Raw genomic sequence first — 25,413 nt, forward strand, 5'->3', positions numbered from 1 at the left:
GATCCCCGCCCGTCGAGGACCCCTGTTGCATTCAGGGCGTTGGGGTCAACGGCAGCAAGGCCGCGTTGGGCGTGACTGCAGCGGCCTCGAGGTGGGAGCCCGAGGGTCCGGCCGTCTGGCGGGGATCGTGCTCGGAGCGGAGGCCGCCCTTCGGTCGAGCCGCGGCTTCGCGTCGGTTCCGGATGAGCATCGCCGTCAGCGTGAGCAGGATGCCTGCCACGGCCCAGATGCTCAGCCGGATGATCGGGGCGGCGACCGCGGCGCCGTCGAAGTACTGGACGGACCGCAGCAGGTCGAGCGCGTCGCCCTGTGGGAAGACGTAGTAGAGCGTCTGGAAGAAGTCGTTGAGGACGTGGATCCCGAGCGGGCCACCGGACGACGTGTTCCCGAGGATCACCAGGGCGAGCGTCATCACCAGAGCCGCGATGGTTCCGCCGAGTGCTGCGACGCCCGTGACCGCTCCCCCGATGGCGAGTCCGGTCAGCCAGAGGGTCCCGAACACGGCCCAGGGGCCGACGGTCACCGCTCCGAGTGCGGAGTCGATCCACAGGGTGATCAGTCCGGCGAGGAGACCGGTGTAGAGCACGAGGACGATGCTGCGCTCGATGAACTTCGCCGCCGTGTCGACAGTGCCGAGGATGCGTCCGAACACCGTCGCACCGAGGGCGGCCCCCAGGCCGGCGAAGAGGATCGCGTAGAACTCGATCGATCCGGCCGGGTCCTGCTTCGGCAGGGGTGCGAGGTCTGCGGCCGTGTTGGTGGTCCGCAGTTTCGCTGCGATCGAGTCACCGATACCGGAGATCGCCTGTCCGAGGCCACGGCCGCCGCCGCTGGCGATGTAGGTGGTGACGCCGGCGCCCTTCCCCGGAGCAGGTAACACGACAGCGCCGTCGACGTCGCGGTCGAGCACCGCGGTCCGCGCCTGCTGGTCAGAGGCCACGACGGTGAGGTCCAGCGATCCTTGCTGCTCGAGCGCGACGATCGCGTCAGCGTCGCCGGTGACCGCGAGGTGCACGTTGTTCGGCGTCGGGTCGCCGAACGCGCTCGAGTAGCTCGTCAGCATCGCCATCGCGAGGAGCAGGATCGCGATCCCGCCGAGGATCACGTTCCGGTAGCGATGAGCCGATCCCGGCCCTTCGGAGTTCAGCGTTCCGCCCGCGACCGCCGCTTCGAAGGCCGGGTGCTGCGGGCCGTCTCGCCGGTCCGGTGCGGGTTCGGTCACGTGCGTCATGGTGTCCTTTACATTTGTCCAGTAGATGACGAACGTACATCAGAGCTCTCAGTCTGGCAAGATGGACGCATGACGGAGGGAACGCCCACGGCGGCACTCGCGAGCCAGCGGGTGGACCCGCGCATCACCCGCACCCGCGCCGCCCTGATCCGGGCGTTGACCGCACTCGTGTCCGAGGCGCCGAAGGGCGAGACGATCTCGATGAGTGCAGTGGCGCAGCGAGCTGGCTTGAGCAGGCAGGCGCTCCACAACCACTACAGCAACGTCGGTGACCTCGCGACAGATGTCTGGATCAGTCGACTCCTCGAAGACCATCTTCCCCTCGACGAGGGCGCGGCGAACCTCGCGCAGGCCCTCACCGACGCCGTTCGCGAACGCGGGATCGAACCGCTGCTCACCGCAGGACGATCGGATCGGGAGTTCTTCGACAAGCTCCGTGCCATCCCGCGCGGCGAGCGGGTCACCGAGGTGCTGGCTTCGGCGATGACGACGTGGCTGACGGAGTCCGATTGCGATGGCCCCCGACCGGTGGTCGCACTCAGCGGGGACGCCCGCACCTTCACGATCGGCGGCATGATCGCGCTGGTGTCGACGTGGCAGATGGCCGACGCACCGCCGAGCACCGCGCAGCAGGTCGCCACGCTCCGCACGTTCGCAGCCGCGGCAGCCGGTGCCCGCACCGACTGACGTGCAGAGCGCCACCATGCAGAGTTCGCGGCAGCCACCCGTCCAGGCCGGCCGGCCCGGACGGGTGTGTCGTCAGCCGTCGTAGGCGACGTAGTGCAGTTCGGCGTCCCGCCGCTCGTCATGGAGCTTCACGTACGACTGCGCGATGACCGCGGGCTCCGCATCCGGTCGCCCACCTCCGATCAGGGCGGTGATCGCGACGAAACCGACGTAGACACCCTTCTCCGCGACGGCGGCACCGAGGTTGAGGATCCAGTTCCGGAGCCCTGCGGCTGCGATGTTGACGTTCCCGCGGACCGGAGTCCGGGCGAGCGCACCACCACCGGTCGTCACGAGGACCGTGCCTCTGCCCGCGGCGATCATGTCGGGCAGCACCGCACCGACGGCCGCGATGGCGCCACCGAGGTAGAAGTCGATCTGTGGCTGCAGGTTGTCCATCGTCACGTCCACGGCATCGACCGACTCCAGTGCCCGATCCGCCGGCGAGTACTCGAGGACGTCGATCGGACCGAGCGACTCCCGGATCGACCGGAGTGCGCCTCGGATCGTGTCGGGCTCGCTGACGTCGGCGGTGAACCCGCGAGCCTGGATGCCCTCCGCGACGAGCGCACTCGCCAGGGCATCCACCTTCGCCTGGCTGCGGGCAACGAGCGCGACGTCGAAGCCCTTCTTCCCGAAGGCGCGAGCGATCTCGAGACCCAGTCCGGGTCCCGCGCCGATGATGGTGATGAGGGGCATGATGTGTCCTTTCGTGGCCCACCGCCGGGCCCTGCAAGCTGGTGCGGTAAGTTGAGAACGTCCTCAAATCCACTGCAGCATATGTTGAGACCGCCCTCAAGATCCTTCGGAGTCGCTGTGAGCACCCCACCCCGTCTGCGTCGAGACGCGCAGGCGAACCTCCAGAAGCTGCGCGCCGCCGCCATCGCCGTGTTCTCGCAGCGAGGGTTGTCCGCTCCCCTGGAGGACATCGCCCGTGAAGCCGGCGTGAGCATCGGCACGCTCTACAACCGCGTCGGGTCGCGCGAAGAACTCATCGACGCCGTCGTGCCCGACATCGCAGGGGCAAAACTCAAGACCCTGCGAGACCGGACACTGTCGCAGGACAGTCCCCGTTCCCAGTTGGAGACCTTCATCGCCGAGATGATCGACCTCCAACGAAGCGACCCGGCCATGAACGACGCAATGCTGCGGCGCTACCCGGACGCCGTGCTCCTCATCAACGCTTGCGAACGATCCATGGCGCTCGGCGCCGAACTCGTCGCCAACGCACACAGCGCCGGAGTGCTCGCCGAGGACTTCACCGCCGACGACCTGATGGCCGTCCTGTGGCTGGCCGGGATGGCCAGCCACGACCCTGCAGCCCCGGAAGGATGGCGTCACGTCGTGGACCGGAGCGTGTCCGCAGCCTGGCTTGCCTGAGGGTCATGCCACGGCGATCGTCACGGAGTACCACTGACCCACCGGGCAGCCGCCCCGTGTCGCGCGAAGCCGATCGCACCCTGACCGTTCACCTGATTGCCGACGGGAGCGCCCCGATCTGCCCGAGGATGCTGAGCACGTCCGGCTGGCCGACCTCGTCGACGATCAGTCCCTCGTCGAAACGGTAGAAGTTGCTCGCGTTCGCAACCACCGTCCTCCCCGTAGCGGGGACACCCAGGAACTCGCCGTCGTGCGTGCCGCGCAGTTCGAAACATGCTGCGACTTCGTCGCCCTCGACGACGATCCGGTCGGTGCTCCACTGGATGTCGGAGAACGCGCCCCGCATGATCGTCAGGATCTGCATGTACCCCGGCAGCCCGCGCAGCGGCTCGGGCGAGAACGGCGTCAAGAACGCCGCTTCGGGTGCGATGACCGTCTCACCGATGGACGGGTCGGCGCTGTTGATGAAGTCGACGAATCGCAGGAAGGAGAGGCGTGTGTCTGTGGTCATGGACAACTACTTTACATAGCAAGTAGATGCCGTAGAGTCGAAGCATGAGCACGGACCTCGCACCCCTCCCTGGAATCGACGCCCCGGATGACCGGGCTGGGCGAGCGGCGCGTCTGCGGGAGTACTTCGCCGCGCTGGTGCGGCACGAGACCGACGTGTGGAACGCGGTCGAGAAGCGGATGCGGGGCGAGGGCGTGCTGAGCCTGGCCCGACTGGAGGTGTTGCGGATCGTCCAGGCAGCCCCATCGGGCGCCCGGGTGCAGGACGTCGCGACCGGCGTCGGGACGTCGATCGCTGCAGCCAGTCGCTTGCTCGACCGGCTCGCCGCCGATGGTTTCCTCGAACGTTCGACGGACCCGGACGATCGGCGCAGTGTCCGGAGCGTGCTCTCGCCCCAGGGGAGAGACGCCTTCGCCCTCGCGGACGAGCGGTTCGACCAAGCGCTGGACGCCGTGCTCTCGGATGCCGATGCCGCGGCGATCGCAGACGGCATCGCGGCACTCGAGCGCCTGCAGTCGACGTTGGAGGCAAGGCGATGACGGCGACCATGCGGGCCGTCGTGATCGACGCACCCGGTGGCCCCGACGTGTTGCACCTCCGTGAGCTGCCGGTCCCGATCCCAGGCCCGGGCCAGGTGCTGATCCGTGTGGAAGCGTTCGGGCTCAACCGGTCCGAGCTGCACTTCCGCCGCGGCATGGGCCATTCCGGGACCTTCCCACGGGTGCCCGGGATCGAAGCCGTCGGGACCGTGGAGGCAGTCCCAGGTGGAGAGTTCCCCGCCGGTACCCAAGTAGCCGGACTGATGGGCGGGATGGGTCGCGACTTCGACGGGGGCTACGCCGAGTACACCGTCGTTCCGGCCAGCAGCGTCGTGCCGTTCCGGAGCAGCCTCGACTGGTCCGTGCTCGGTGCCGTCCCCGAGATGCTGCAGACCGCGCACGGGTCGCTCACCGTGGGCGTCGGTGCCCGCCGGGGCGACACGATCCTGATCCGCGGTGGCACGTCGTCGATCGGCCTGGCGTGCATCGTGCTGGCGAAGCAGCAGGGCATGACCGTCATCGCCACCACTCGCAACCCGGACCGCGCCGAGCGACTGCACGCCACTGGTGCGGACCACGTCGTGGTGGACTCGGGCAGGATCGCCGACACGGTCCGTCGAATCGTGCCGGACGGCGTCAACGGAGCGGTCGAGTTGATCGGCACCGGCACGCTGCCCGACACACTCCGGGCGACAGCCGTCCACGGCACCGTGTCGTTCAGCGGGATGCTCTCCGACGTCTGGACCATCCCCGACTTCTACCCGATGGCGGTGATCCCCAACGGGGTGCGCCTCACCGCGTACTCCGGCGAAGCGAGCGACCTGCCGGCATCGGTACTGCAGGCGTTCCTCGACACCGTCGCAGCCGGCACCGTGCAGGTCCCGATCGCGAAGGTGTACGCGCTCGAGGAGATCGTTCAGGCCCACCGCGACATGGAGGACGGGACCCGGTCAGGCAAGCTCGTCGTCACCATCCGATGATGGGTACGGGTTCTCCGTAACCCCGCTCTCGGGGTGGAACCCGTTCGTCCTCGACAAGGGCGCCAGCCAGTGCAAGTCAGGAAGGTCTGATGTCTCCTCGCAGCTACAAGACCACCTTGGCCATCCTCGGCCTGGTCAGTCTCCTGCTCGTGCCGTTCTTGGTGCAGGGCGCCCTGCCGGCGATGTACGGCACGGTCGCACTCGTCGTTGTCGTCGCCTGGCTGCTCTACGGCGTCGTCAGCTCGAAGCTGACCCGACGATCCGGGCCCAGCTAGGCAGGTCCCACGGTGCTGCCGTGTCCGGCAGCACCGTCCGGTCACCTCCAGGTCAAGGGCTGTTCACCCGCTGGCACTAACTCTGCTGGTCGGACCGCCGCCCGAGGGTCCCGATACCGGAGGACCCATGAACACCCGCACCGCACTGTCCTGCGTTGCCGTCGCTGCCGTCGCCTCGCTGGTGTTCGCGACACCGGCGCACGCCGACGAGGCCAGCTTCACCAGCAGCAAGCAGCCCTACATCGCCCCCAGCCAGTCGGACATCGACGCCTACTCGCCTGCCCCGACGGGCTACTCCCCCGTCGCCACGGAGTCGGTCGCCCGGCACGGTTCCCGGGGGCTCTCCGCGTACAAGTACGACGCGCTGCTGCACCGTCTCGCCGCGACCGCGCAGGCCGAGAACGGGTTCCTGACGCCTGCGATCGGGAAGGAGTTCTCCGCGAACCTCGACGCCATCACGGCGGCGAACGTCGCGAACGGCTACGGCATGCTCACCGGTCAGGGTGCAGCCCAGCACCAGGGCATCGGAGCGCGAGCCGCGCAGCGCAACAAGCAGCTGTTCGCCCGTGCGGCGAAGACGGGCGGGCGTGTCGTCGCCGAGACGTCGGGCGAGTCTCGCGCCACGGAGTCCGGCGAGAACTTCTTGCGGGGCTTCGGTGCCCCTGCTGTCAAGCTCGAACCGCGCCCCGACCTGCTCTACTTCCACGAGGTCGAGAACCCGGACGGCACCGACAAGGCCGAGGGGTCACCCGAGCGCCAGCGCGCCCAGGCGTACGAGGACTACATCGCCGAACAGACCGGTGACGGCGGCACGATCGCTGCGGCCTTGCGGTACATCGAGGCGAAGCCGCGATCGGTCCAGGCGGCGCAGGACCTGCTCTCCGGCATCTTCACGCCCGGGTTCATCGCCGAGATCGGCACCGACAAGGCACACACCTGGTACAACACCGCCGACGGCTCCAAGGGCGGCGCGGTGGCGTGCGCGCCCGGCGCCGACACGAAGGCCGATCCCGATGCCTGCGGCGACCCGAAGAAGTCGATCAAGAGCACCGTCGATGCGGCGATGTCGCTCTACAACCTGTACATCATCGCGGCCGACATGCAGGTGGAGAACGTCGCCCCGCACCGGTTCGACTTCGCGCAGTACTTCGCCGGCCGGCCGGCGGATGCCGAGTGGTTCGCCTACTTGCTCGACGCCGAGGACTTCTACGAGAAGGGCCCGAGCCTCGCCGGGCACGACGAGACCTACTCGATCGCCGAGCCCCTGCTCGACGACTTCTTCGCCACGATCGACGCCCGCGTCGCCGGCGGCGACGTCGTCGCGACCTTCCGCTTCGCGCACGCCGAGACGATCATCCCGTTCGCGGCGCTGCTGCGGCTGCCGGGTTCCACCGTCGCCGCGCCGGACAACGCTGCTCCGGCATCCGACGCCGACGTCTACGGGTACGCCACCAACCCGTGGCGAGGTTCTGCGGTGACGCCGATGGCTGCGAACGTGCAGTGGGACGTCGTCTCGCGAGCAGGCATCGACCCCGCCACCGGAGCGGCCTACACGCCACTCGTGCGCATGCTCTACAACGAGCGGGAGATCGCGTTCGCCCCCGGGTGCCGTGCAGTCGCTGCAGGGTCGCACTGGGTCAAGGAGACCGAGCTCAAGCACTGCCTGACCGGCACGGCGATGACCGAGAGCCCGCTGATCGCTGCAGCCACGCCACGACCGACCGCGACGCCCACTGCGGAGCCCACGCCGACCCCGACGACGACGCCGGCGGTGACTCCGGCGACGCAGGGTGTGGGCACACCGACGGCCCGGGCGACGGGCACGCTGGCCGCGACCGGTGCACAGTCGCCTGCCGGACCGGCGTTGCTCGCGACGCTGCTCCTCCTGGCCGGTGCCGGGACCCTGGTGCTGCGTCGCCGCCGTCGCCTGCGTCGTCACACCGACTGACGCCGGCGCACCGCGCCAGCGGGGTGACGGCCGTGCCTGGAGGTGGGCCCCACGCCGGCGCCCCAGGGTCAGGGACTCGACCGAGCCGCGGACCTCGGCCACCAGTGACAGATGTCATGCCGGGATCGTGACGTCCGGCCAAGGCACCGCACGCGGGGCTGCACGAGGCTGGGTCCCATGAACGACACACCGGTCATCCAGCTCCGCGACCTCCGCAAACGCTTCGGCGAGGTGGCTGCGGTCGACGGCGTCGACCTGACGATCCGTCCGGGCGAGGTCGTCGCCCTCCTCGGCCCGAACGGCGCCGGCAAGACCACGACGGTCGACCTCGCGCTCGGGCTGTCCGTGCCGACGAGCGGCGGGGCCCGGCTCTTCGGTGAGGAGCCCCGCGCCGCGGTGGTCACGGGGCGGGTCGGCGCGATGCTCCAGGGCGGCGCGCTCCTGCCGGACATGACGGTCCGGGACGCGGTCGCCCTGGTTGCTGCAGCGCACCGTCGTCCGATGTCGGTCGACGAGGCCCTCCGCCGTGCGCGCTGCACCGAGATCGCCGGCCGCCGGGTGAACAAGCTCTCCGGCGGTCAGCTGCAGCGGGCGAGGTTCGCGGTCGCCGTGGTCTCCGACCCCGACCTGTTGGTGCTCGACGAACCGACCGCGGCGATGGACGTCGAGGCGCGGCACACGTTCTGGTCCTCGATGCGCGAGTTCACCGACGCCGGGCGCACGGTCGTCTTCGCCACCCACTACCTCGACGAGGCCGACACCTTCGCCGACCGCATCGTCATCATGCGCGCCGGTCGGATCGTGGCCGACGGCACACCCGTCCAGATCAAGGCGATCACCGCCACGCGTGCGGTCCGGTTCTCCGGGGTCGGCACCGACGCGCACGTCGCGTTGCGCGGTCTCCCCGGTGTCCGCAGCCTGGAGGCCCGGCACGACTCCGTCACGCTCCGTTCGGACCGCAGCGACGACACCCTCCGGGCCCTGCTCACGTCGTTCCCGCAGGCGCACGACATCCAGGTGGTCGCCTCGACCATGGACGACGCCTTCCTCGCGCTCACTGCCGACCCCGCCACCACCGACACCGCTCCCGAAGGGATCCCCGCATGACCACCGTCACCGCGTCCGGCCGGATGCCGATCCGTTACGTCTACCTCGAGACGAAGCGGCAGCTCCGCAACGTCCGTGCGATGGTGTTCACCTTCGCCGTCCCGGTGATCATGCTGCTCGTGTTCGGTTCGGCCTTCGGCTCCCAGACCGACCCGACGACCCGTCTGCAGTACCTCGTCGTCACGACGCTGCAGATGGCCGCGTACGGTGCGATGATGGCCGCGCTCAGCCAGGCGTTCGCGATCGTCAACGAGCGATCGATCGGCTGGAACCGGCAGCTGCGGGTGACGCCGCTCTCCGGGTGGGGCTTCATGGTGTCGAAGGTGATCGCCGCGATGGCCTTCGCCGCGGTGTCGATCGTCATCACGGTGCTCGTCGCGACCGTCGGCATGCACGCCTCGCTCGACCCGCTGCGCTGGTTCGCCGCCGGGTTCGGCATCTGGTGCGGAGTGATCCCGTTCGCGCTCATCGCGATCCTGATCGGACAGTTCGCGAAGCCGTCCTTCGCGCAGCCGCTCTTCATGGTGGTGTTCATGGGCATGGCGATCCTCGGCGGTCTGTGGGTCCCGCTGTCGGTGATGCCGGAGTGGATGGGGACCGTCGCGCACCTGCTGCCCTCGTACTGGTTGAACCGGATCGGACAGATGGGGGCCGGGGCCACCGGTTCCTCGGGCATGGTCGAACCCGCGATGGTCCTGGCGTGCTGGGCGATCGTGCTGGCCGCGGTGATCGTGTGGCGCTACCGCCGCGACGCTGCACGGCAGTGACCGACGGCCCTACGCTGGCACCGATGTCCGAGGCGACCAGCACGACCGACGCAAGTGGCACGGACGACGCGCCACGCGCCTCCCGGCCATCCCCACGCTCGTTCCCGTGGGCCGTCCCGCCGGGGGCGAGTGACGACGACATCCGCATCGGACGCCGTCGGTGGTACACCGGCGCGGTGTTCGCGCTCCTGTGGCAGGTGCTCGAGATCATCGCCGTCTGGACCGACGGACGGAGCCTCCGCGCGCACGTCGTCTCCTCCATCGCCCTCGCCGTCGTGTACGCGGCGTACCTGTTCGCACCGGAGCTGATGTGGCGACGGAACCTGCGCGAGCGGGTGCTCGTGCTGGCCGGGGTCGCGCTGCTCGCCGGGCTCCTGCTCCTCGTGGTCGGGCCGCTCGCGGTCTGGACCTGGCTGCTCATCGCTGCACTCTCCGGGTTCGTCGCCGAGCGGTTCTGGGTGGCCGCTGTCGTGGTGCTCGGGATCGTCGCCGCGCAACTCCTCGTCGCCGTGAGCACGGGCTGGGGCAACGCCGTGGACAACGGCATCCTCTTCGCCCCGGTCATCACCGTGTCCGTCGGGGCCTCGATGCTGTTCTTCGGACGGCAACGCGAGGCGGAGCAACGGCTCGGGGTCGCGCAGGACGAGATCACCCGCCTCGCCGTCGTCGAGGAACGCGCCCGGTTCTCCCGCGACCTGCACGACGTGCTCGGCCACTCCCTGACCGTCGTCGCGATGAAGTCCGAGCTCGCCACGCGGTTGGTGGACGTCGACCCGGCCCGGGCGAAGACCGAGATGCAGGACGTCGAACGGCTCTCGCGCGAAGCACTGCAGGGGCTCCGACGCGCGGTCAGCGGCTACCGCGAGGCCGACCTCGACGCCGAACTCGTGTCGGCGCGAGCAGCACTCGAGGCCGCAGCCATCGACGCAGCACTCCCCCGGGACGCCGACGCAGCAGCCGATGACGTTCGGAGCCTCTTCGCGTGGGTCCTCCGAGAAGGCGTCACGAACATCGTCCGGCACGCCGCCGCGAGCCGGGTCCGCGTGACGCTGACCCGGACTGCGCTGACGGTCGAGGACGACGGCACCGGGGTGCTCGCTCCCCCGTCGACCGCGGCCGTGCTCGGCGGGAACGGGCTCCGCGGCCTCAGGGAACGCGCGGAAGCGGTCGGAGCGGTCCTGACCACCGGCACGAGCGACCTGGGCGGATTCCTGCTCCGGGTCGAGAGGAGTCGACGATGACCGAGGTGATCCGAGTGCTCATCGCCGACGACCAGGCGCTCGTCCGTGGCGCACTCGCCTCGCTGCTCTCGCTCGAACGGGACATCGCGGTCGTCGCCCAGGTGGCCCGTGGCGACGAAGTGCTCGACGCAGCACGGGCGTCCGGCGCCACGGTGGCCCTGCTCGACGTCGAGATGCCGGGGGCGGACGGCCTCACGGCGGCGTCGATCCTGGCTCGCGAGCTGCCGACCTGCCGCTCGCTCATCGTCACGACGTTCGGCCGACCCGGGTACCTCCGGCGAGCGCTCGAAGCCGGGGCAGCCGGGTTCGTCGTGAAGGACACCCCCGCCGAACACCTCGCCGATGCCGTGCGCCGTGTCGAAGGGGGTTTCCGTGTCGTCGACCCCGTGCTCGCCGCCGAGTCCCTCGCTGCCGGGCCCTCCCCGCTCAGCCCTCGGGAGACCGACGTGCTCATCGCCTTCCGCACGGCGCCGACCGTGGCCGGGGTCGCCGGCACGCTGCACCTGTCCGAGGGCACCGTGCGGAACCACCTGTCGTCCGCGATCGGGAAGACCGCGGCGCGCAACGCGACCGAGGCACTGCGGATCGCGGCGGACAACGGCTGGCTGCTCGGCACGGGACGGCCCTGATCCGGTCGCGGAACGATCGGCGCTCGGTCCGGTCCTTCGCGGTTCGGCGGCGGTCGCAGGCGTCAGTCAGCCGATCGACGGAGCGGCTCCGCCTGTCGCTTCCCTGCCGACGCCCGCACGGACTCCTTCACCGCGGCGACGAAGGACGTCCGGGTGCGCTCGTCGAGCAGGTCGAGCGACAGGTACGGGTTGAGGTCTTCCAGCTCCACGAGGAGCAGTGCTCCGTCTCGGGTGCGGCAGGCATCGACGCGTTGGACACCGTGCTCGATCGTGTTCCACCCGATGAACTGTTGCGCGAAGGCCCAGTCGTCATCGCTCGCGCGGTACTGCTGCAACTCCCACCGTTTCGTCGGGTCGGGAGCGTTGAGCGCGTACTGCGGGACGTGGTCCACGTAGTAGAAGGAGACTTCGTACTGGAAGTCGATGCGGGGTTGCACGAGCAGGTTGTCGTAGTGCAGCCCGGCGAGCTCGTCACGGCCCACGACTCTCAGCCCGATCGAGTCCGCGCCCAGCTTCGGCTTCGCGATGTAGTCCGCGGTGTCCGGGAGCTGCGCGATGTCCGCGGCGGCATCGATCGTGGGGATGACCGGGTACCCGGCTCGGAACAGGTCGAGGAGGTACTGCTTCCCCCTCTGGTCGGCTCGTCCTGTCAGGTCCGTGAACACAGGGATCCCACGAGTCCGCGCGGCTTCGCGGAACGCATCGTACGCAGCCAGGTAGTGCAGCACGGGTCCACTGTTGCGCACCACGACGACGTCGAACGCGTCCATCAGGTGCTCGGCAGCCAGCGGTGGGCAGATCGCGACGTCGAACTCCGCGCTGAGCTCGCCGGACAGGTAGATGTCCTCGTCGCAGTAGCGTCGGCCCTTCGCCTCGTACCCGAGGTCACTCACGTAGAGGACGCGAAGGCGCTGGCGCTCTCCGTTCATGCCCGTGCGCCTTCCGCGGGCGACGGACCTGATGCACGTCCATCGATCAGCAGGCGCCAGCCGGGGGCGAGTGGGCCGTGTTCAGTGCGCATCAGGATCTCCGGGTCGGAACGGGTGGGGACGGGTGGCGAAGGCAGTTGGGAGACGATCGTACGAGTCAAGGTGACCTGCCGCCCTGAGAAGCACCGCAGCCCTCACCGTCTGGATGGGGCTCGGGATCGTCTCGACAGGCAGCCGTGCGTCTGTTGCGAAGCCCTGTCCTCGGAATGTCGCCGCATGTGGTGGCTGGCTTCGAGCACCGGGACGCCGTTGTCGTCCTGCCAGCCACCCCCCTGTACCAACGGAGCCCGCCGTGTCCGGGCGGAGGTCCGTTCGACAAGCTGCTCCCTTCCTGGCATGTTAACGACTGAAGGGCTGGATATCAGTTCCCGGGAAGGAGTGGGAAATGAGCAAGAACGATCACCGATCTCGGCGGGTTGCCGCTGGCTTCGCCGCTGTGGCTGTCGGCGGGGCGGTGTTCCTCGGCGCGATCCCCGCACAGGCGCAGGACGGCGTCGGGAGCGAGGGGGTCATCGGTGGATGGTCAGAGAGCACCGGGACCGTCGACGGCGCAGGAACCGGAATGTCGGTGTTGGCGGTGAACCACCGCGGTGCAGCGGAGAAGAAGACCATCAGTGGGACGACGCACAAGCGTTCGCATGGTTGGACGACCTGGGCAGGCGTGCAGCACTACACGCGTGCGCGGCTCGAGCACGGCAGCAGCATCATCGCTGACTCTGGCCGGAAGTGGGGCAAGTCCGGCACGGAAGCAGTGACCGTGTGGAAGCCGTACCGGCCGAACCGGCCCGGCAACGGTGTCGGTACAGCGAAGACCTACTACGGCAGGTGACGCATCGCAGCGGGTGCGAGCCGACGGCTCGCACCCGCTGCTGCGTGAGGAGAAGACGTGACGAAGCAACAGACCACGGCGATCGCGGGCCTGCTCCTGCTGGCCATGCTGCTGACGGTGTTGATCGGGGTGTTCGACGCTCGCCGAGGTGTCATCGCTTCTGAAGGCAACGATCTCCGCAGCGGTCAAAGCGTGTGGGTGAACGCGACACTCGACGAACTCATGCGTGCCCGGAACGCATTCGAACCGGGAACGAAGGTGTTCGTGCGCCTCGAGGGCGATGTCCGCGCCGTCGCAATGTTGTCGGGACGGTGGACAGATGTCCCGCTGCACGACGGGCACGCACTGACCGGGCGCCCCGGCGAGGCCCTCGCCGGGGCTGACGTTGCCGTCCGCGGTGACGACATCGTCGTCGATGGCAAGCCCTACGACGTGGTGGGCCGTCTCGGCGTCCGGGCCGACAGTCTGCTGTCCGATGACGTCATCGTCGCCGATCCGTCGCGGTTCTCGGCGTCACCACAGCGGCTCCTCCTGGACGGCCCGAGCAGTGTCCGCCACTACAGCGCAGAGTTCCCTGGCCGAAGTGTCGAGATCGTCGACGACGGCACGAACCGCAGGACGAACGTCGACGCCGTGTCTCCGGTTCTGGTCACGCTCGGCGTGCTCGTCGTCATGCTCATCGGCGTGGTCGCAGGCCTGCAAGCTGGGCGATGGGAACTCCGCACTGCCGCCGTCCGCTTCACCACGGGGATCCGACCGCTGAGCACCCTCCGCAGCGCGGCCACCAGAGTCAGCGTGATCACCATCGCCGCCTGTACGACCGCTCTCGCGGGCGCGGCAGTGGTCAGGCAGGCCACCCTCCTCGACCTCGACGTCACCACTGTGGTCGTCTCGGTCGGAACCGTCGTGCTTGCCGTGTCCGTCGCTTCGTTCTGGCAGGGAACCCGTCGATGGAACTGCTGAACGACCTCCGGTCCAACTGGACGATCATCGTCGCCAAGATCGTCCTGCTCGTGCTGCTCGCACTCTGCTGGTACAACGTGGCGTCCTTCACCCAGTCCACCTCGCAGGCCGTGGCCCAGGGCTTGTCCGCCGATGCCGACGTCGACCTCTACACGGTGGTCGACGATCTCGGCCCGGATGCTTTCGAGGCGATCCGGCGAGACGAGCACGCACTCGACGACGTCGCCTCGTTCGTCGACCGCATCGACGACGAGCCCGGGTTCGACTTCATCTCCTCGTACGACCAGCCCGTCACCGTTCAGGACTTCCGCGGCGACGACCGCTTCGACGTCGGCTACGGCACCGAGTACACGCTCAACGGGAAGTACCAGGACGAGTCCGGCGGGAGCGTTCAGGACATCAAGTCCATCCAGCTCAACGAGAACGCGTACGAGTTCGCGGGGCTCTCCGTGCAGGACGGCAAGCCCATCGAGTGGAACGTTGTCGACTGGGGATCCGGTCGGATCCCGGTGCTGCTCGGCAACGAGTACCGCGGCGTGTACGAGCTCGGGGAGCGATTCACCGGAGCGGTCATCCTGCAGGAGCAGGAGCTCGAAGTCGTCGGTTTCCTCGAACCGGACAGTGCCATGTACTTCCGCGGTGAGGCAAACCACTACCTCGACGACACCGTCATCGTGCCCTACCCGCCAACACTCGCCGGACTCGACCGAGCAGCACTCGACCGGCTGGATCCCGAGCTGTTCGGACGCCTGGCGTTCCAGGTGCTCAACGCCGATCTCGCCGTCGATCACAGCCTCGATTTCGGGGACGTCGTCGCGCGTCTCGACGCGATCGGAGACGACACCGGCTTCCGGTCGTACACGTTGCTCGGAGTACCGGCCTACCTCGTGCAGCTCTCCCTCGTTCGCCAGCTCATCCAGGACAACCTGGTGCTCGTCACCGCGCTGCTGGTCGCCCTCACCGCTGGCGTGGGCATCATCACGGCGTTCCTCAACCGACTCCTGCATCACCGTCGAACGCCAGTGGCGCGGGTGCACCATCTCCTCGGGAGGAGCCCGAGTGCCACGAACCGGCTGTTCCGCGCAAGCCGCCTCACCGAGTTCACCGCGGCGCTCGGGCTGTTCCTCGCGACCAGCGCACTGCTCCCCAACGACAGCGAGATGGCTCGACTCGGCGCCGGCACCGCCCTGCTCCTCTGGTGCGTGGCGGACGGCGCACTCGGCCGGCGAGCCATCCGCATCGAACTGACCGCCCAACAGCGAAGAGGTACCTCACGATGATCGTGCTGCGTGACGTCTCGAAGACCATCACCGAGCCCGACGGATCGATCCGAGCACTGTTCGACCGGCTCGACTTCGACCTTCGCGACGACGATCGATCCGTGGCCATCACGGGGCGCAGCGGATCCGGCAAGAGCACGCTGCTCCGGATCCTCGCCGGACTCGACACCGACTTCGGCGGGACCTACGAGCACGACGGCCACGTGCTCGAGCGCACCGCACGGAGGATGGCGGAGCACCGACTCCGACACATCGGCATCGTCACCCAGGACCACAGCCTCCTCGGCGACCGCAGCGTGCTCGACAACGTCCGGCTCGGCGTTCCTGCTCGCGCTGACTCCACCGCCCGAGCACATGAGGCGCTCGACGCGGTCGGCATCAGCCACCTCGCTGGCAAGCGCCCACGACGACTGTCAGGAGGAGAAGCGCAGCGCGTCGCGATCGCTCGAGCCATCGCGAAGCGCCCTGCCGTCGTCCTCGCCGATGAGCCCACCGGCGCACTGGACGAGACGACCGAAGACGACGTGCTCGCCCTCTTCGACCGGCTGCAGCAAGCAGGAACCAAGTTCGTGATCGTCACCCACAGTGAGCGCGTTGCACAGCGATGCGAACGGCAACTCCAGCTGCACCACGAACGACTCATCGCGCGCGGCGCGTGACGGACGGGAGGCCGGCCCCACCAGCCGGTACCGGCGCACCGCGCCAGCGGGGTGACGGCCGAGCCTGGAGGGACGGTGCCAGCTGGCACCGGGCCTCCCGTCCGTCAGCGGTTGCGCTCCGAATCCCCGATCACGCGTGCGCAGTACGTTCGCGGCTGGAGAACTCGGCGAACATCTCCCGTTTCGCTGCGTGCGAGTCAGCCTCGAGCTCGAGTCCCTCCACGTTGACCGGTGCCTGATCGGCTACCGGGCCAGCGCGCGTTCGTAGAGGCTGGAAGCGAGTTGCCGCCCACCGTCGGGGGCGCTGACCGTCACGTCGCGGACGTGCCGGAACCCCTGCTGTTCGTAGAATCGCCGCAATCCGGGGTTGTCAGTCGCGCAATCCAGCCGCACGAGGGCCGCCCCGCGCCCGGCGGCTCGCTCTCCTACCCACACCAGCAGTCGCTGCCCCAGCCGGCTGCCACGATGCGTCTGCGCCACGACCAGACGGTGCACGTACACAGCGGGATCGTCCTCCACGCCCCACGTCTCGGAGTCCGAGTCGGACACCGTGACCATCGCCACGATCACCCGGTCCTGACGTACGACGAAGAGGTTCCCCTGCTCTGCGGCGCGCAGCAGAACCGCGTCCGGCACCCGGTCCTGCCACTGGTCGATCCCACGCGAGCGGAGCCACAGCCTCGCACCGTCGATGAGCACCTGAGCCGAAGGAACATCCGCGGCCGTGGCCGCTTCGACCGCCAACACGTCTTGATCCACGAGACGACGCTACGGGCTGACCTCAGCGGACACGAGCGGAAGTGGGCATGATCCGGCATCCTCGTCTCGTGGAGTTCTCATGGTGGACGTGGTGGGGGGCTCCTGCTCATCGCGCTGACGGGGCTCGGGCTGATCGGGCGCGCTGCTGTCGTCTCCTGCTGATCCCGTGGGTCATCGCACTCGACAGCTGACTGCAGACACACCGAGATCGGCTCGGCAGAGAATCGTTCACCGCCCGGGTCTTCACGAACCCTCTGAGCCGTGTGGACGGACCGGAAGAGCTTCGTCGCAACTCCGGCCCGCGCAGGAGCTGGTGAAACCCCTGCACGTGACCGTAGCCCCAGGGACGCAACAGCAGCGGCAACAGCCCGCGGTACGTCGCGCCGAGCGGCCGCCGTCAGGTCTTCGCGAGGGCACCGGCCGTTGTGACCGCCGCGACCCAGTCGATCTTCGCGACCGGGGCAGGGGCGTGGAACTGCAGCCGTCCGCGCGCACTGCGACCTCGGTCGCCGTGTGCAGCGGGTTCTCGAACCCGGCGATGAGCGCAGCGACAGCGAGCGACATCGCCTTCAGCACTCCATCACCCTGCACATTCAAAGGCAGCCATTGCGGCCGCCCGACACCCCGAATCAGGGGTATTGAGCGCCTGTCGCGTCTCTTAGGCTTGGACGGTTCCCTCTGTGAAAGGCTCCTGTGCGCGACGACGACGCCCCACCTGCTGCGCCTGCTGGCTGGTATCCCTCAGTGGTTGATGGCCGCGAACGTTACTGGGACGGCGCCGAATGGATCGCCGAGCGCGCCAGCCGGGAAGACGTCGAGACGATCAGCGTCGAAATGTCTTCTGAAGAAGAAGCAACGGTGGCCGGACCGCGCGACTGCGCAGCCCAGTCGAAGCCCGCCGCGGCAATCCCTGATCCTGGCGCGAAGACAGGGGCGAACAACAACGTTCGCCGCGTCGGCTGGCACGAGCACGGGTGGAAGCGAAACACGTGGCGGTACTGGACCGGCCGCACCTGGTTGAACGAGGGCGACACCGGGTTCGACGCCATCGAGCAGCCCCGCCCGGTGAGGAAGTCCCGTCAGGTCCTTCCCGTGGGCTGGTGGTTCACCATCATCGCCATACCCACCCTCGCCCTTATCGTGGCGATGGTGGCCATGAGCGTCGATGTTCCCGACACAGGGACCCGTACCGCCTCCGATCCAGCCGACGACACTGCTCTGGTGGAGACCTCTCCAGACCTGCCGGCCGGGTTCCAGGACGCAGGTTCCGGCATCGCGCTGAAGTGGCTCAGCCGAGGCGACGACGGCTTCGAGGGCGGCTGCGAGTACTCGTTCGGCTCCTGTTTCAAAGCGAAGGTCTACGCGTACGACGCCTGCCCGTCAGGCGTCTATGTTGGCGTCAACGGCCTCGACAGTTCAGGCACGGTCGTCGCGTCGTCGAACGACACCCTCTACGCCCTCGGCGAGGGCGAGACGGGTGCGCTCGAGTTCACCTTCACCCGCAGCGGCGTCTCGACGGCCAAGTTCACCCAAGCGACCTGCCGCTGAACCTGACCGGGCCGGCCGATCCGAGGACGGCGTCGAGCGCAAGCAGCGTTTTCGTTGCGCGACTGCTCACGACTCGCAGCCGACCGTTCACTGAGCGGCTGCCGGACGGCCGTGGGGCTGGTCGACCCCCCGGGAGCGTCAGAAGAACATGCGCCCTCGCGCGATGTCCGACTCGGCCTGCCGAAGAGCCTCCGCGACTTCGGGGTCTGTCCCCTCGAACTCCGCCGCCCGAGAGCCGAAGTTGGTGTACCGGTGCATGACGAACCGCAGCACGAGGAGCGCCGCCAAGACCACGCCGGTTCCGATCCACCACCACATGGGGGCAGCGTACGTGCGACCGACAGCGGGGGCAAGCGCTGCGATACGCCGTTGCAGGATCGGCGATCGGGGAGCTCCCGCGGGTTCGTACCTGAAGCGCTCGTCTACGCTGGGCTCCTCACGAGGGGGATGCAGTGGGTTTCGGAAGATCTGTGGTGCTGGCCAGCTTGGCGACTGCGAGCGCCATCGTGCTTGCTGGGTGCGCAGCGTTCCCTCCAGCTCCGAGCACGGTGGGCTCCGACTGGCCGAGCACCGGGGTGCCATCCGCCGTGCGATGGCCGTGCGACTGGGTCGACAGCCTGTCCGGTGAGTCCGAAGCCGTGGGCGGTCCGATCGTCGGGCTCCGCCTTGAGTACGGAGCGGAGCACTGGGTCTGGCGGATCCGCAGCACCGACCCGGGAAAGACCGACGCCCTCGGCGAGTCCAACGCAGAACCGACCAGCGGTGTCGAGGCGCTCGTCGACGCCACGGACCTGAGCCTCGTGCGGCGACACGAGGTCACCCTGACCAAGGCTGAAGCCACGGGGACGGACACCAGCTACTACGACGCCGTGAAGGCCTCGGGTGAGGAGTGGCCCGGCCCACGACTGGTCGAGCTGGTGCGCGTCGTCGACGACGGCCGGCCGACGTGGCGCGTCACGACGTACGACACCGAGGACGGCCACCTCGCCCCGCGGACGCTCTGAGCACGCGCGCTGAACGATCTCGGGTGCGGAACCGAGTCGCTCACCCGATCAGCGCCGATGCCGCCGTCATGACTGGCAACAGCGGCCGTCGTCATCCGAGGCGAGAGCCTGCTCGTCATCGATCGATTGCAGGACGGTCGAAACTACTGGGTGATTCCCCGCACGAGCGCGGAACGCTGCCGCCGTCCCGGCCGGACTGATCCGGCTTCCGGAGGACGCGTCCCGCGCTCGCCAGTACCGCCTACCGAACGCCGTACACGACGTGGTCGTCGAGGTACTGCCAGACAGTTCCGACCTCGGCGAACCCAGCGCTGCGGAGCGACTCGATGTGGAAGCCGAGCGTCACCTTCGGCGGCGCTTCGTGGAGTTCCGCGCCCCACACCGCGTCGCGTCGCGCGATCGCTTCGGCGTACCGCGGCGTCTCCGCCACCGCTGCCCACCACGCGTCCCACGTGTCCGCGCCGGCCGCGAAACCATCTCGCTGCGTCACGGCGTCATCGCGCGCTGCGATGGCGGCCAGGGTGCTCTCGTCCCGCTGGTAGGACAGGTGGTCACCGTTGAGCAGGATGCCACCGGCGCGGAGGAGGTCCGCGGTCCGTCGGTGGACATCGACGAGCGTGCCCGGCTGGAGCCAGTGCAGGGCAGTCGAACTCACCACGGCGTCGAACGGTGCGTCCGCGATCGCAGGGTGCTCCGCCCAGCGCCGATCGGCGAGGTCGACCTCCGCGATCACGAGCCGACGGTCGGCGGCGGCGAGGTCCGCGGCGATGGCCAGGAGCGCTGGATCCTTGTCCGCCACCACTGCCGTGGCGCCAGGGACCGCGGCGAGGACTGCTTCCGCGAGCGCTCCGGTTCCGCCCGCGAGGTCGAGGATCCGCGGCGCGGTCGTCTCGGCGCAGACGTCGGCAACCACGCGGGCGATCGTGGCGAACCGCTCAGCCCGGTGCCGGATGTACGCGGTCTGCTGAGCATCCCACCGGGTCGCCAGGTCACGTGCCCGCGCGGTGTCGGCCTCGGTGGCGATCGGTGTGGTGGTTGTCGTCTCGGTCATGGGGTGGTTCCTTCCAGAGGGGCGAGTGGGACGGCCGGTGGTGCTGGCAGGCGGAATGTGAGGTGGATGTCACCGTCAGGGTCGTCGCGACGGGTGGTGTGGACGTCGTAGACCGTATCCAGGAGCGCGGGGCGGAGGACATCGGCGGGTGGGCCGGAGCCGACGACGCGGCCCGCGGCGAGGATCACCAGGTGGTCGCAGACGCGGGCGGCGGCCTCGAGGTCGTGCAGGACGACGACGACGGTCGGTGCGATGTGCGGCAGGAGTTCGAGGACTTCGAGCCGGTGTCGCAGGTCGAGGTGGTTGGTGGGTTCGTCGAGGAGGACATGGTCGGCACCGTGAGCGATCGCGCGGGCGAGGCCGACCCGCTGGAGTTCGCCGCCGGAGAGTGCGGCCAGGGAGTCGCCGGCTCGGTGCGTCAGTGCGACCGCGTCGAGGGCTGCCGCCACACGCTCGTCGGGGTCGACACCGTCGCCGCGGCCCGGGCCGACCTGGGCGAGGCCGCCGAGCGCGACCTCGTCCGCCACGGTGAGCGCCGGGTCCGGGTCGAGTCGCTGCGCCACGCTCGCGACGCGTTGCGCGATCCACCGGCGTGACCGGTGCCGGACATCCTGTCCGTCGATCTCGACACGGCCTTCCTGGATGGGGACGGCTCGGAGGAGCGCGCGGATCAGGGTGGTCTTGCCACTGCCGTTCGGCCCGACGATTCCGGTCACGGAGCCCGTCGGCGCATCCAGGTCGACGGTGTCCAGGAGCAGCCGCCGTCCGGCGCGCACCGTCACCGCGTGTGCGCGGATCACCGCAGTGCGTCGAGCTGCCGTGTGAGTTCAGCCGGGCCCGAGACCGACAGGGTCGAGGGCGGATCGGTGAACGGGAAGCGGAGTGCGACGATCCGGTGGTGGCGCACCGCGGAGAGGCCCGATGTACCCGGCGCCGTCAGGAAGCTGTCGATGGTGTCCTGCGCCGTGCCGCTCGAGTAGAGCAGGACGATCGTCTGCGGGTCGCGGGAGATGATGTCCTCGACACCTGCATCGAAGACGCGCTCGTGCGAGTCGGCGTACACGTTGCGCAGTCCGACCGCTCGGAACACCGGCGTCACCATGCTCGGACCGCCGTACGGCGAGAGGACGCTGCCGCCGGAGGACACGTAGAGGGCAGCGGCTGTTCCTCTGTCCTTCGGGGACTGCGTCGCGAGCGTGGCACGGCCCGAATCGATCGCATCGGAGGCCAGCGCCGGTTCGCCGAGCACTGTGCCGAGTGTCCGCAGTTCGCTCCAGACACGGCCGAACGTCGCCGTCCGGCTCAGGTCGGGACCGGGGTTCGCGCAGTACGCCGACGGGGTGTAGAGCGGGATCCCGGCAGCCTGGAGCGCGTCCCGGTCGACGGCGTTCGCGGGTGCGATCACCAGGTCCGGCTTCGCGCCGAGCAAGCTCTCCTGGGACACGACGGAGCCGCCTGTCGACGTCTGCTTCGTCGAGAGGGCGTGGAGGTCTGCGAGCTCGCGGTAGGTCTGCTTCGTGTAGAGGTCCGGAGCCAGCGGTGCGGTGACACCGACGATCCGGTCCACGGCGTGGAGCGCTTCGAGGTTCGGGAGTTCGTCGTTGTTCACGAGCACGATGCGTCGCGGGGTCGCGGTGATCGTCACCTGGGATCCGCAGTTCTGGATCGTGACGGGGAAGTGCGTGCCACCGCTCGAGCTCGTGCGCGGGTTCGGCTCGGTGGCTCCGGACGATGTCGTGCAGGCGCTCAGGCTGAGCACGGCGACGGTCGCCAGCAGACCGATCGCTGCTGCGACCGTGGTGGACCGGGTTCGGGTTCTCATGTGGGGCTTTCCGGTGGGGTGCGATGGACCGTGGGGTGGAAGGTCAGGGGGCTGTTGCGGGGGCGGTGCGACGCAGGAGGACCAACAGGAAGGGCGCACCGAGCACCCCGGTCACGACCCCGACGGGGATCTCCTGGGGCGCGAACGCGATGCGGGCCACGGTGTCAGCGATGACGAGCAGGGACCCACCGAGCAACGCCGACACCGGGAGCACCGCTCGGTGTCGTCCGCCGACGAGTTGGCGTGCCAGGTGCGGCACGACGAGACCGATGAAACCGACGCCGCCGACAGCCGCGACGATGACGCCGACCATCGCGGACACTGCGACCATCAGGCCGAGTCGCGCGCGTTCCGGGTCGATGCCCGCTGACCGTGCGGAATCGTCTCCGGAAGCGAGCGCGTCGATGAAGGGTGCGATCACCACGAGCGCGACCAGTCCGACACCACCCGTGATCGCCGCGGCGGCCAGGGCGATCGGCTGCACCGACGTGAGCGAACCCAGGAGCCAGAACAAGACCGACCGGGCGGCCTCCGGAGAGTCGCTCCAGAAGACGAGGAAGCTCGTCGCCGCGTTCAGGGCGTACCCGACCGCCAAACCGGCGAGCACGAGCCGAAGCGGCCCCCGACGGCTCGCGGTCCCGGCCAAGGCCACAACCAGGAGAACGGCACCGATCGCGCCCGCGAGCGCCGCACCGGAGAACACCAACGCGCTCCCCGACCCGATGACGAGCACCACGAGGGCGACGCCGGTACTGGCGCCGGAGTTGATGCCGAGCAGGTACGGATCGGCGAGGCTGTTCCGGACGAGCGCCTGCAGGACAGCTCCGGCCACAGCCAGCACGGCGCCGGCGATGATCCCCATCACGACGCGGGGTGCCCGCGTGCCCCACACGATCTCATCCGCCGACGCAGACCAGTGGCCCGCGCGGGCCCCGCTGACGTGCTCGACCAGGATGCCGATGACGTGCGTCGGTGCGATCGGCACAGGACCGATCATCATCGCTGCGACGGTGACCAGGGCGAGCACCACGGCGAGCACCGCGATCCGCACGGCCGCACGCCGACGGGCTCGACGCATCAGGCACAGGACCGCATCGATCCTGCCCGACCGCGACGGCGCCGGGAGGACCGTCGATAACCGATCGGGCATGAGACTCCTTAGTGATAACGAGTCTCATTACTAGCAGGTCGGCCAGGGTTTCACCAAGTCCTCGACGGTGCCGACGGACGCCCTGCGGCCGCCCCCAGCACAACGCGCTGGCGCACACGCGGGCGCCGACAGTGATGGCGGGTCCGAGAACTGATCGGGTCGGAACGATCCCTGGATGAGACAGCGGTCTTCCAGCCAGCGCAATGCGACTCGACTGAGCGAGAACCCCTCACTGCTCGACTCGCACCGACGGTCCGGTCGTCTCGTTGTTCCTTGCCCCGGCTCGCCGGGACGAGGTCGATCCCAACGCAAGAAGCCCACCGAGATCCTCGGTGGGCTTCTGTCATCGTGTCAGACACGTTTCGGTCGGGCTGACAGGATTTGAACCTGCGACCCCTTGACCCCCAGTCAAGTGCGCTACCAAGCTGCGCCACAGCCCGCGAGTTCCGGAGAACCCAGGACCCCGGAGGATCCTCGCCCGCGTCCGACCGGAGCGCGAGCGACCGGTCCAGCATAGCGGACGTCAGACCCCCTCCGTGCCACGGCGAGTCGCAGCAACGCGACCCGAACGACACGCTCAGCCCGGCCGCACCACCTCACGCCGCGCCGCCAACCACGGCAACCCGAGCCCCACGAGCAAGCCCCCGGCCCCGTCCGCCGCCAGGTCCCCGATCGTGTCGTCGTACCCGACGAAGATCTTCGCGTCGACGAAGTTGTGCCCGAGCCACTCCCCCATCTCCCAGACCGCGCCGACCGCGAGTCCCGCACACAGCGCGAGCACCGCGACGACCACCCGGCGCTCCCCGTGCGGGGCCGGCACAGCACGCAGGTCGGCACCGATGACGTAGAGGACGGCCGCGAGCAGTCCGGTCAGCACGACGTGCATGAACTTGTCCCACAGGAAGACGGTCGTGTACCACTCGAGCACGCTCGACCACCCGGCGACGAGCACGAGCACGCACACCGCCAGGTCGAAGACGGGTCGCAGCCCGAGCATGCGCGGCACCACGACCCCGAGCAGCGCGAGCGCCATGACCGGGAACGCCGTCCCACCCCACCCGACACTCGCCACGACGACGCTCACGAGCGTCAGGGCGCGCACCACGTCGGCCGCCAGGAACCGCGGCCGCAGGAAGGTCGACCCGAGCGCCCGGATCACGACGCCCACCGGACGACCGCGTGCACGGCGGCGTGGTCGGACGGCCACACGCCGCCCGGCCGCCGCACGTCGACCGCGACGCGGTCCACGGCCGCCCCAGCGGTCACGAGCACCCCGTCGATCCGCCGACCACCAACGCGCGGACTCCCGTAGTGCGGGTACGTCCCGTAGGGCTCACCCACCTGCCTGGAGGCCCGCCCCCAGCTGTCCTCGACCCCCGCCTCCGCCAGGGCTCGCCACGGTGCGGAACCGGCGGGGGTGTTCCAGTCGGCCATGACCACGGCGGGCAGGCCGCGCTGCCGGACGATCCGGCCGAGCAGTTCGGCGGACCGCAGTCTGGCCCACGGTGAGGCGACGTCGAGGTGGGTGGCGATCGCCAGGAACCGGACGCCGGTCGCGCGGTCGTCGACCACGGCGCCGACGGCGTGCCGGGGGAAGGACGTGGCCCACGACCGCGAGCCGGGGCGGTGGGGTGTGCGGGAGAGCGCCCAGGTGCGGCGCTCGACGACGACGAGGCGGGAGCGGTCGAGGAACAGGCCGACCTGTTCGCCACCGCCGCGCGCTCCTCGCCCGGCCAGGACGGGCTCCCAACCCGACCCCAGGCCGGCGGTGAGGTCGTCTGCCTGCGTGGGGAGGGCCTCCTGGACGGCGAGGACGGTGGGCGCTTCGGACGTGACGAGCGCGAGGACGGCGTCGCGGCGGCGATCCCAGGCGTCCGGGTGGGTCGACCGTCGCGGCACGCGGCGACGCACGTTGAGCGTCATGCAGTGCACCTCGGGCGACCGGACCGGTCCGATGAGCGGGCGGTCGTCGGGGTGGTGGGGCATGCATCCCTTCTACGAGACGACACCCGTCGGATTCTCAGG

The 25,413-nt window shown here is 69.3% G+C and carries 28 protein-coding genes and 1 tRNA gene; 16 read left to right on the forward strand and 13 right to left on the reverse strand.

Annotated elements, in window-relative coordinates; genetic code table 11:
* Nucleotides 1-31: 31 nt before the first annotated feature.
* A complete protein-coding gene (locus QRN30_RS07540) occupies nt 32-1,222 on the reverse strand; it encodes an ABC transporter permease (RefSeq protein WP_284760783.1) in 1,191 nt (396 codons plus the stop codon).
* 78 nt (nt 1,223-1,300) lie between these two features.
* Between QRN30_RS07540 and QRN30_RS07545 the strand changes: the two genes are divergently transcribed.
* Nucleotides 1,301-1,918, forward strand: a complete 618-nt coding sequence (locus QRN30_RS07545) for a TetR/AcrR family transcriptional regulator (protein WP_017885862.1) — start codon at nt 1,301-1,303, stop codon at nt 1,916-1,918.
* A gap of 72 nt (nt 1,919-1,990) precedes the next feature.
* Here QRN30_RS07545 and QRN30_RS07550 read toward each other — a convergent pair whose 3' ends face one another.
* Nucleotides 1,991-2,656, reverse strand: coding sequence for an SDR family NAD(P)-dependent oxidoreductase (locus QRN30_RS07550; protein ID WP_284760784.1), 666 nt, complete (start codon nt 2,654-2,656; stop codon nt 1,991-1,993).
* Between the two features lie 117 nt (nt 2,657-2,773).
* On the opposite strand from QRN30_RS07550, the gene QRN30_RS07555 reads away from it, so the two are divergent.
* On the forward strand, nt 2,774-3,337 hold the full coding sequence (locus QRN30_RS07555; protein WP_052481587.1) for a TetR/AcrR family transcriptional regulator: 564 nt from the start codon (nt 2,774-2,776) through the stop codon (nt 3,335-3,337).
* 88 nt (nt 3,338-3,425) lie between these two features.
* Here QRN30_RS07555 and QRN30_RS07560 read toward each other — a convergent pair whose 3' ends face one another.
* The gene (locus QRN30_RS07560) at nt 3,426-3,848 is read right to left on the reverse strand and encodes an ester cyclase (RefSeq protein ID WP_017885865.1); all 423 of its coding nucleotides are present in this window, start codon (nt 3,846-3,848) and stop codon (nt 3,426-3,428) included.
* A 44-nt stretch (nt 3,849-3,892) separates the two neighbouring features.
* Between QRN30_RS07560 and QRN30_RS07565 the strand changes: the two genes are divergently transcribed.
* The 8 genes from QRN30_RS07565 (at nt 3,893) to QRN30_RS07600 (ending at nt 11,334) form a co-directional block, all read left to right on the forward strand.
* Complete coding sequence (locus tag QRN30_RS07565) at nt 3,893-4,387, forward strand: MarR family transcriptional regulator (RefSeq protein ID WP_042536897.1); 495 nt, start codon at nt 3,893-3,895, stop codon at nt 4,385-4,387.
* Nucleotides 4,384-5,367 carry a zinc-binding alcohol dehydrogenase family protein gene (locus QRN30_RS07570; RefSeq protein WP_284760786.1) on the forward strand — a complete coding sequence of 328 codons (984 nt, stop codon included), beginning with the start codon at nt 4,384-4,386 and terminating at the stop codon, nt 5,365-5,367. The genes QRN30_RS07565 and QRN30_RS07570 overlap by 4 nt, the downstream gene beginning before the upstream one ends.
* Before the next feature lie 89 nt (nt 5,368-5,456).
* Entirely contained in the window at nt 5,457-5,642 is a 186-nt protein-coding gene (locus QRN30_RS07575; RefSeq protein ID WP_017885868.1) for a hypothetical protein, read from the forward strand.
* 127 nt (nt 5,643-5,769) lie between these two features.
* Nucleotides 5,770-7,590 (forward strand): LAVTG motif-containing sortase-dependent surface protein, encoded by a 1,821-nt coding sequence (locus tag QRN30_RS07580; protein WP_284760787.1) that lies wholly within the window; start codon nt 5,770-5,772, stop codon nt 7,588-7,590.
* Between the two features lie 177 nt (nt 7,591-7,767).
* Nucleotides 7,768-8,697 carry an ABC transporter ATP-binding protein gene (locus tag QRN30_RS07585; protein ID WP_284760788.1) on the forward strand — a complete coding sequence of 310 codons (930 nt, stop codon included), beginning with the start codon at nt 7,768-7,770 and terminating at the stop codon, nt 8,695-8,697.
* Nucleotides 8,694-9,464 carry an ABC transporter permease gene (locus tag QRN30_RS07590; RefSeq protein ID WP_017885871.1) on the forward strand — a complete coding sequence of 257 codons (771 nt, stop codon included), beginning with the start codon at nt 8,694-8,696 and terminating at the stop codon, nt 9,462-9,464. Before QRN30_RS07585 ends, QRN30_RS07590 begins: the two co-directional genes overlap by 4 nt.
* 23 nt (nt 9,465-9,487) lie before the next feature.
* On the forward strand, nt 9,488-10,705 hold the full coding sequence (locus tag QRN30_RS07595) for a sensor histidine kinase (protein ID WP_284760789.1): 1,218 nt from the start codon (nt 9,488-9,490) through the stop codon (nt 10,703-10,705).
* Complete coding sequence (locus tag QRN30_RS07600) at nt 10,702-11,334, forward strand: response regulator transcription factor (RefSeq protein ID WP_159557791.1); 633 nt, start codon at nt 10,702-10,704, stop codon at nt 11,332-11,334. Before QRN30_RS07595 ends, QRN30_RS07600 begins: the two co-directional genes overlap by 4 nt.
* Before the next feature lie 62 nt (nt 11,335-11,396).
* On the opposite strand, the gene QRN30_RS07605 is transcribed toward QRN30_RS07600, so the two are convergent.
* The gene (locus tag QRN30_RS07605) at nt 11,397-12,263 is read right to left on the reverse strand and encodes an ATP-grasp domain-containing protein (protein WP_056071205.1); all 867 of its coding nucleotides are present in this window, start codon (nt 12,261-12,263) and stop codon (nt 11,397-11,399) included.
* A gap of 445 nt (nt 12,264-12,708) precedes the next feature.
* Here QRN30_RS07605 and QRN30_RS07610 point away from each other — a divergent pair, with 445 nt between their 5' ends.
* The 4 genes from QRN30_RS07610 to QRN30_RS07625 all read left to right on the forward strand — a co-directional run bounded on the left by QRN30_RS07610 (nt 12,709) and on the right by QRN30_RS07625 (nt 16,054).
* On the forward strand, nt 12,709-13,152 hold the full coding sequence (locus tag QRN30_RS07610; RefSeq protein WP_139179885.1) for a hypothetical protein: 444 nt from the start codon (nt 12,709-12,711) through the stop codon (nt 13,150-13,152).
* A gap of 105 nt (nt 13,153-13,257) precedes the next feature.
* Nucleotides 13,258-14,115, forward strand: coding sequence for a hypothetical protein (locus QRN30_RS07615; RefSeq protein WP_140449250.1), 858 nt, complete (start codon nt 13,258-13,260; stop codon nt 14,113-14,115).
* A complete protein-coding gene (locus QRN30_RS07620; RefSeq protein WP_284760792.1) occupies nt 14,103-15,395 on the forward strand; it encodes a hypothetical protein in 1,293 nt (430 codons plus the stop codon). Before QRN30_RS07615 ends, QRN30_RS07620 begins: the two co-directional genes overlap by 13 nt.
* A complete protein-coding gene (locus tag QRN30_RS07625; RefSeq protein WP_017885878.1) occupies nt 15,392-16,054 on the forward strand; it encodes an ABC transporter ATP-binding protein in 663 nt (220 codons plus the stop codon). Before QRN30_RS07620 ends, QRN30_RS07625 begins: the two co-directional genes overlap by 4 nt.
* 243 nt (nt 16,055-16,297) lie before the next feature.
* On the opposite strand, the gene QRN30_RS07630 is transcribed toward QRN30_RS07625, so the two are convergent.
* On the reverse strand, nt 16,298-16,813 hold the full coding sequence (locus QRN30_RS07630; protein WP_284760794.1) for a GNAT family N-acetyltransferase: 516 nt from the start codon (nt 16,811-16,813) through the stop codon (nt 16,298-16,300).
* A 693-nt stretch (nt 16,814-17,506) separates the two neighbouring features.
* On the opposite strand from QRN30_RS07630, the gene QRN30_RS07635 reads away from it, so the two are divergent.
* A complete protein-coding gene (locus QRN30_RS07635; protein ID WP_140449247.1) occupies nt 17,507-18,361 on the forward strand; it encodes a DUF2510 domain-containing protein in 855 nt (284 codons plus the stop codon).
* A gap of 138 nt (nt 18,362-18,499) precedes the next feature.
* On the opposite strand, the gene QRN30_RS07640 is transcribed toward QRN30_RS07635, so the two are convergent.
* The gene (locus QRN30_RS07640; protein ID WP_284760796.1) at nt 18,500-18,679 is read right to left on the reverse strand and encodes a hypothetical protein; all 180 of its coding nucleotides are present in this window, start codon (nt 18,677-18,679) and stop codon (nt 18,500-18,502) included.
* A 269-nt stretch (nt 18,680-18,948) separates the two neighbouring features.
* Here QRN30_RS07640 and QRN30_RS07645 point away from each other — a divergent pair, with 269 nt between their 5' ends.
* Nucleotides 18,949-19,365 carry a hypothetical protein gene (locus QRN30_RS07645; RefSeq protein ID WP_156155311.1) on the forward strand — a complete coding sequence of 139 codons (417 nt, stop codon included), beginning with the start codon at nt 18,949-18,951 and terminating at the stop codon, nt 19,363-19,365.
* Nucleotides 19,366-19,606: 241 nt separating this feature from the next.
* Here the strand turns inward: QRN30_RS07645 and QRN30_RS07650 are convergent, their stop codons facing one another.
* From QRN30_RS07650 to QRN30_RS07680, 7 genes are all read right to left on the reverse strand, one after another.
* Entirely contained in the window at nt 19,607-20,416 is an 810-nt protein-coding gene (locus QRN30_RS07650; RefSeq protein WP_017885883.1) for a class I SAM-dependent methyltransferase, read from the reverse strand.
* The gene (locus tag QRN30_RS07655) at nt 20,413-21,216 is read right to left on the reverse strand and encodes an ABC transporter ATP-binding protein (RefSeq protein WP_042538413.1); all 804 of its coding nucleotides are present in this window, start codon (nt 21,214-21,216) and stop codon (nt 20,413-20,415) included. Before QRN30_RS07655 ends, QRN30_RS07650 begins: the two co-directional genes overlap by 4 nt.
* Nucleotides 21,213-22,238: an ABC transporter substrate-binding protein gene (locus QRN30_RS07660; protein WP_017885885.1), complete on the reverse strand. Its 1,026-nt coding sequence runs from the start codon at nt 22,236-22,238 to the stop codon at nt 21,213-21,215. The genes QRN30_RS07655 and QRN30_RS07660 overlap by 4 nt, the downstream gene beginning before the upstream one ends.
* Before the next feature lie 43 nt (nt 22,239-22,281).
* The gene (locus tag QRN30_RS07665) at nt 22,282-23,388 is read right to left on the reverse strand and encodes a FecCD family ABC transporter permease (protein WP_284760799.1); all 1,107 of its coding nucleotides are present in this window, start codon (nt 23,386-23,388) and stop codon (nt 22,282-22,284) included.
* A gap of 366 nt (nt 23,389-23,754) precedes the next feature.
* Nucleotides 23,755-23,828 (reverse strand) — tRNA-Pro (locus QRN30_RS07670).
* Between the two features lie 137 nt (nt 23,829-23,965).
* Entirely contained in the window at nt 23,966-24,547 is a 582-nt protein-coding gene (locus QRN30_RS07675) for a DUF2238 domain-containing protein (protein WP_140449293.1), read from the reverse strand.
* Nucleotides 24,544-25,374, reverse strand: coding sequence for an endonuclease/exonuclease/phosphatase family protein (locus QRN30_RS07680; protein ID WP_284760801.1), 831 nt, complete (start codon nt 25,372-25,374; stop codon nt 24,544-24,546). The genes QRN30_RS07675 and QRN30_RS07680 overlap by 4 nt, the downstream gene beginning before the upstream one ends.
* Nucleotides 25,375-25,413 lie beyond the last annotated feature (39 nt).

It is taken from the genome of Curtobacterium sp. MEB011 (assembly GCF_030209655.1).
GTDB lineage: Bacteria > Actinomycetota > Actinomycetes > Actinomycetales > Microbacteriaceae > Curtobacterium > Curtobacterium poinsettiae.

Bases quoted from the DNA above. Each gene is read 5' to 3' on its own strand.
- QRN30_RS07545 (WP_017885862.1), top strand. From the start codon at position 1,301: ATGACGGAGGGAACGCCCACGGCGGCACTCGCGAGCCAGCGGGTGGAC.
- QRN30_RS07550 (WP_284760784.1), bottom strand. From the start codon at position 2,656: ATGCCCCTCATCACCATCATCGGCGCGGGACCCGGACTGGGTCTCGAG.
- QRN30_RS07560 (WP_017885865.1), bottom strand. From the start codon at position 3,848: ATGACCACAGACACACGCCTCTCCTTCCTGCGATTCGTCGACTTCATC.
- QRN30_RS07565 (WP_042536897.1), top strand. From the start codon at position 3,893: ATGAGCACGGACCTCGCACCCCTCCCTGGAATCGACGCCCCGGATGAC.
- QRN30_RS07570 (WP_284760786.1), top strand. From the start codon at position 4,384: ATGACGGCGACCATGCGGGCCGTCGTGATCGACGCACCCGGTGGCCCC.
- QRN30_RS07575 (WP_017885868.1), top strand. From the start codon at position 5,457: ATGTCTCCTCGCAGCTACAAGACCACCTTGGCCATCCTCGGCCTGGTC.
- QRN30_RS07580 (WP_284760787.1), top strand. From the start codon at position 5,770: ATGAACACCCGCACCGCACTGTCCTGCGTTGCCGTCGCTGCCGTCGCC.
- QRN30_RS07585 (WP_284760788.1), top strand. From the start codon at position 7,768: ATGAACGACACACCGGTCATCCAGCTCCGCGACCTCCGCAAACGCTTC.
- QRN30_RS07590 (WP_017885871.1), top strand. From the start codon at position 8,694: ATGACCACCGTCACCGCGTCCGGCCGGATGCCGATCCGTTACGTCTAC.
- QRN30_RS07595 (WP_284760789.1), top strand. From the start codon at position 9,488: ATGTCCGAGGCGACCAGCACGACCGACGCAAGTGGCACGGACGACGCG.
- QRN30_RS07600 (WP_159557791.1), top strand. From the start codon at position 10,702: ATGACCGAGGTGATCCGAGTGCTCATCGCCGACGACCAGGCGCTCGTC.
- QRN30_RS07605 (WP_056071205.1), bottom strand. From the start codon at position 12,263: ATGAACGGAGAGCGCCAGCGCCTTCGCGTCCTCTACGTGAGTGACCTC.
- QRN30_RS07610 (WP_139179885.1), top strand. From the start codon at position 12,709: ATGAGCAAGAACGATCACCGATCTCGGCGGGTTGCCGCTGGCTTCGCC.
- QRN30_RS07615 (WP_140449250.1), top strand. From the start codon at position 13,258: ATGCTGCTGACGGTGTTGATCGGGGTGTTCGACGCTCGCCGAGGTGTC.
- QRN30_RS07620 (WP_284760792.1), top strand. From the start codon at position 14,103: ATGGAACTGCTGAACGACCTCCGGTCCAACTGGACGATCATCGTCGCC.
- QRN30_RS07625 (WP_017885878.1), top strand. From the start codon at position 15,392: ATGATCGTGCTGCGTGACGTCTCGAAGACCATCACCGAGCCCGACGGA.
- QRN30_RS07640 (WP_284760796.1), bottom strand. From the start codon at position 18,679: ATGTGGTGGTGGATCGGAACCGGCGTGGTCTTGGCGGCGCTCCTCGTG.
- QRN30_RS07650 (WP_017885883.1), bottom strand. From the start codon at position 20,416: ATGACCGAGACGACAACCACCACACCGATCGCCACCGAGGCCGACACC.
- QRN30_RS07660 (WP_017885885.1), bottom strand. From the start codon at position 22,238: ATGAGAACCCGAACCCGGTCCACCACGGTCGCAGCAGCGATCGGTCTG.
- QRN30_RS07665 (WP_284760799.1), bottom strand. From the start codon at position 23,388: ATGCCCGATCGGTTATCGACGGTCCTCCCGGCGCCGTCGCGGTCGGGC.
- QRN30_RS07680 (WP_284760801.1), bottom strand. From the start codon at position 25,374: ATGCCCCACCACCCCGACGACCGCCCGCTCATCGGACCGGTCCGGTCG.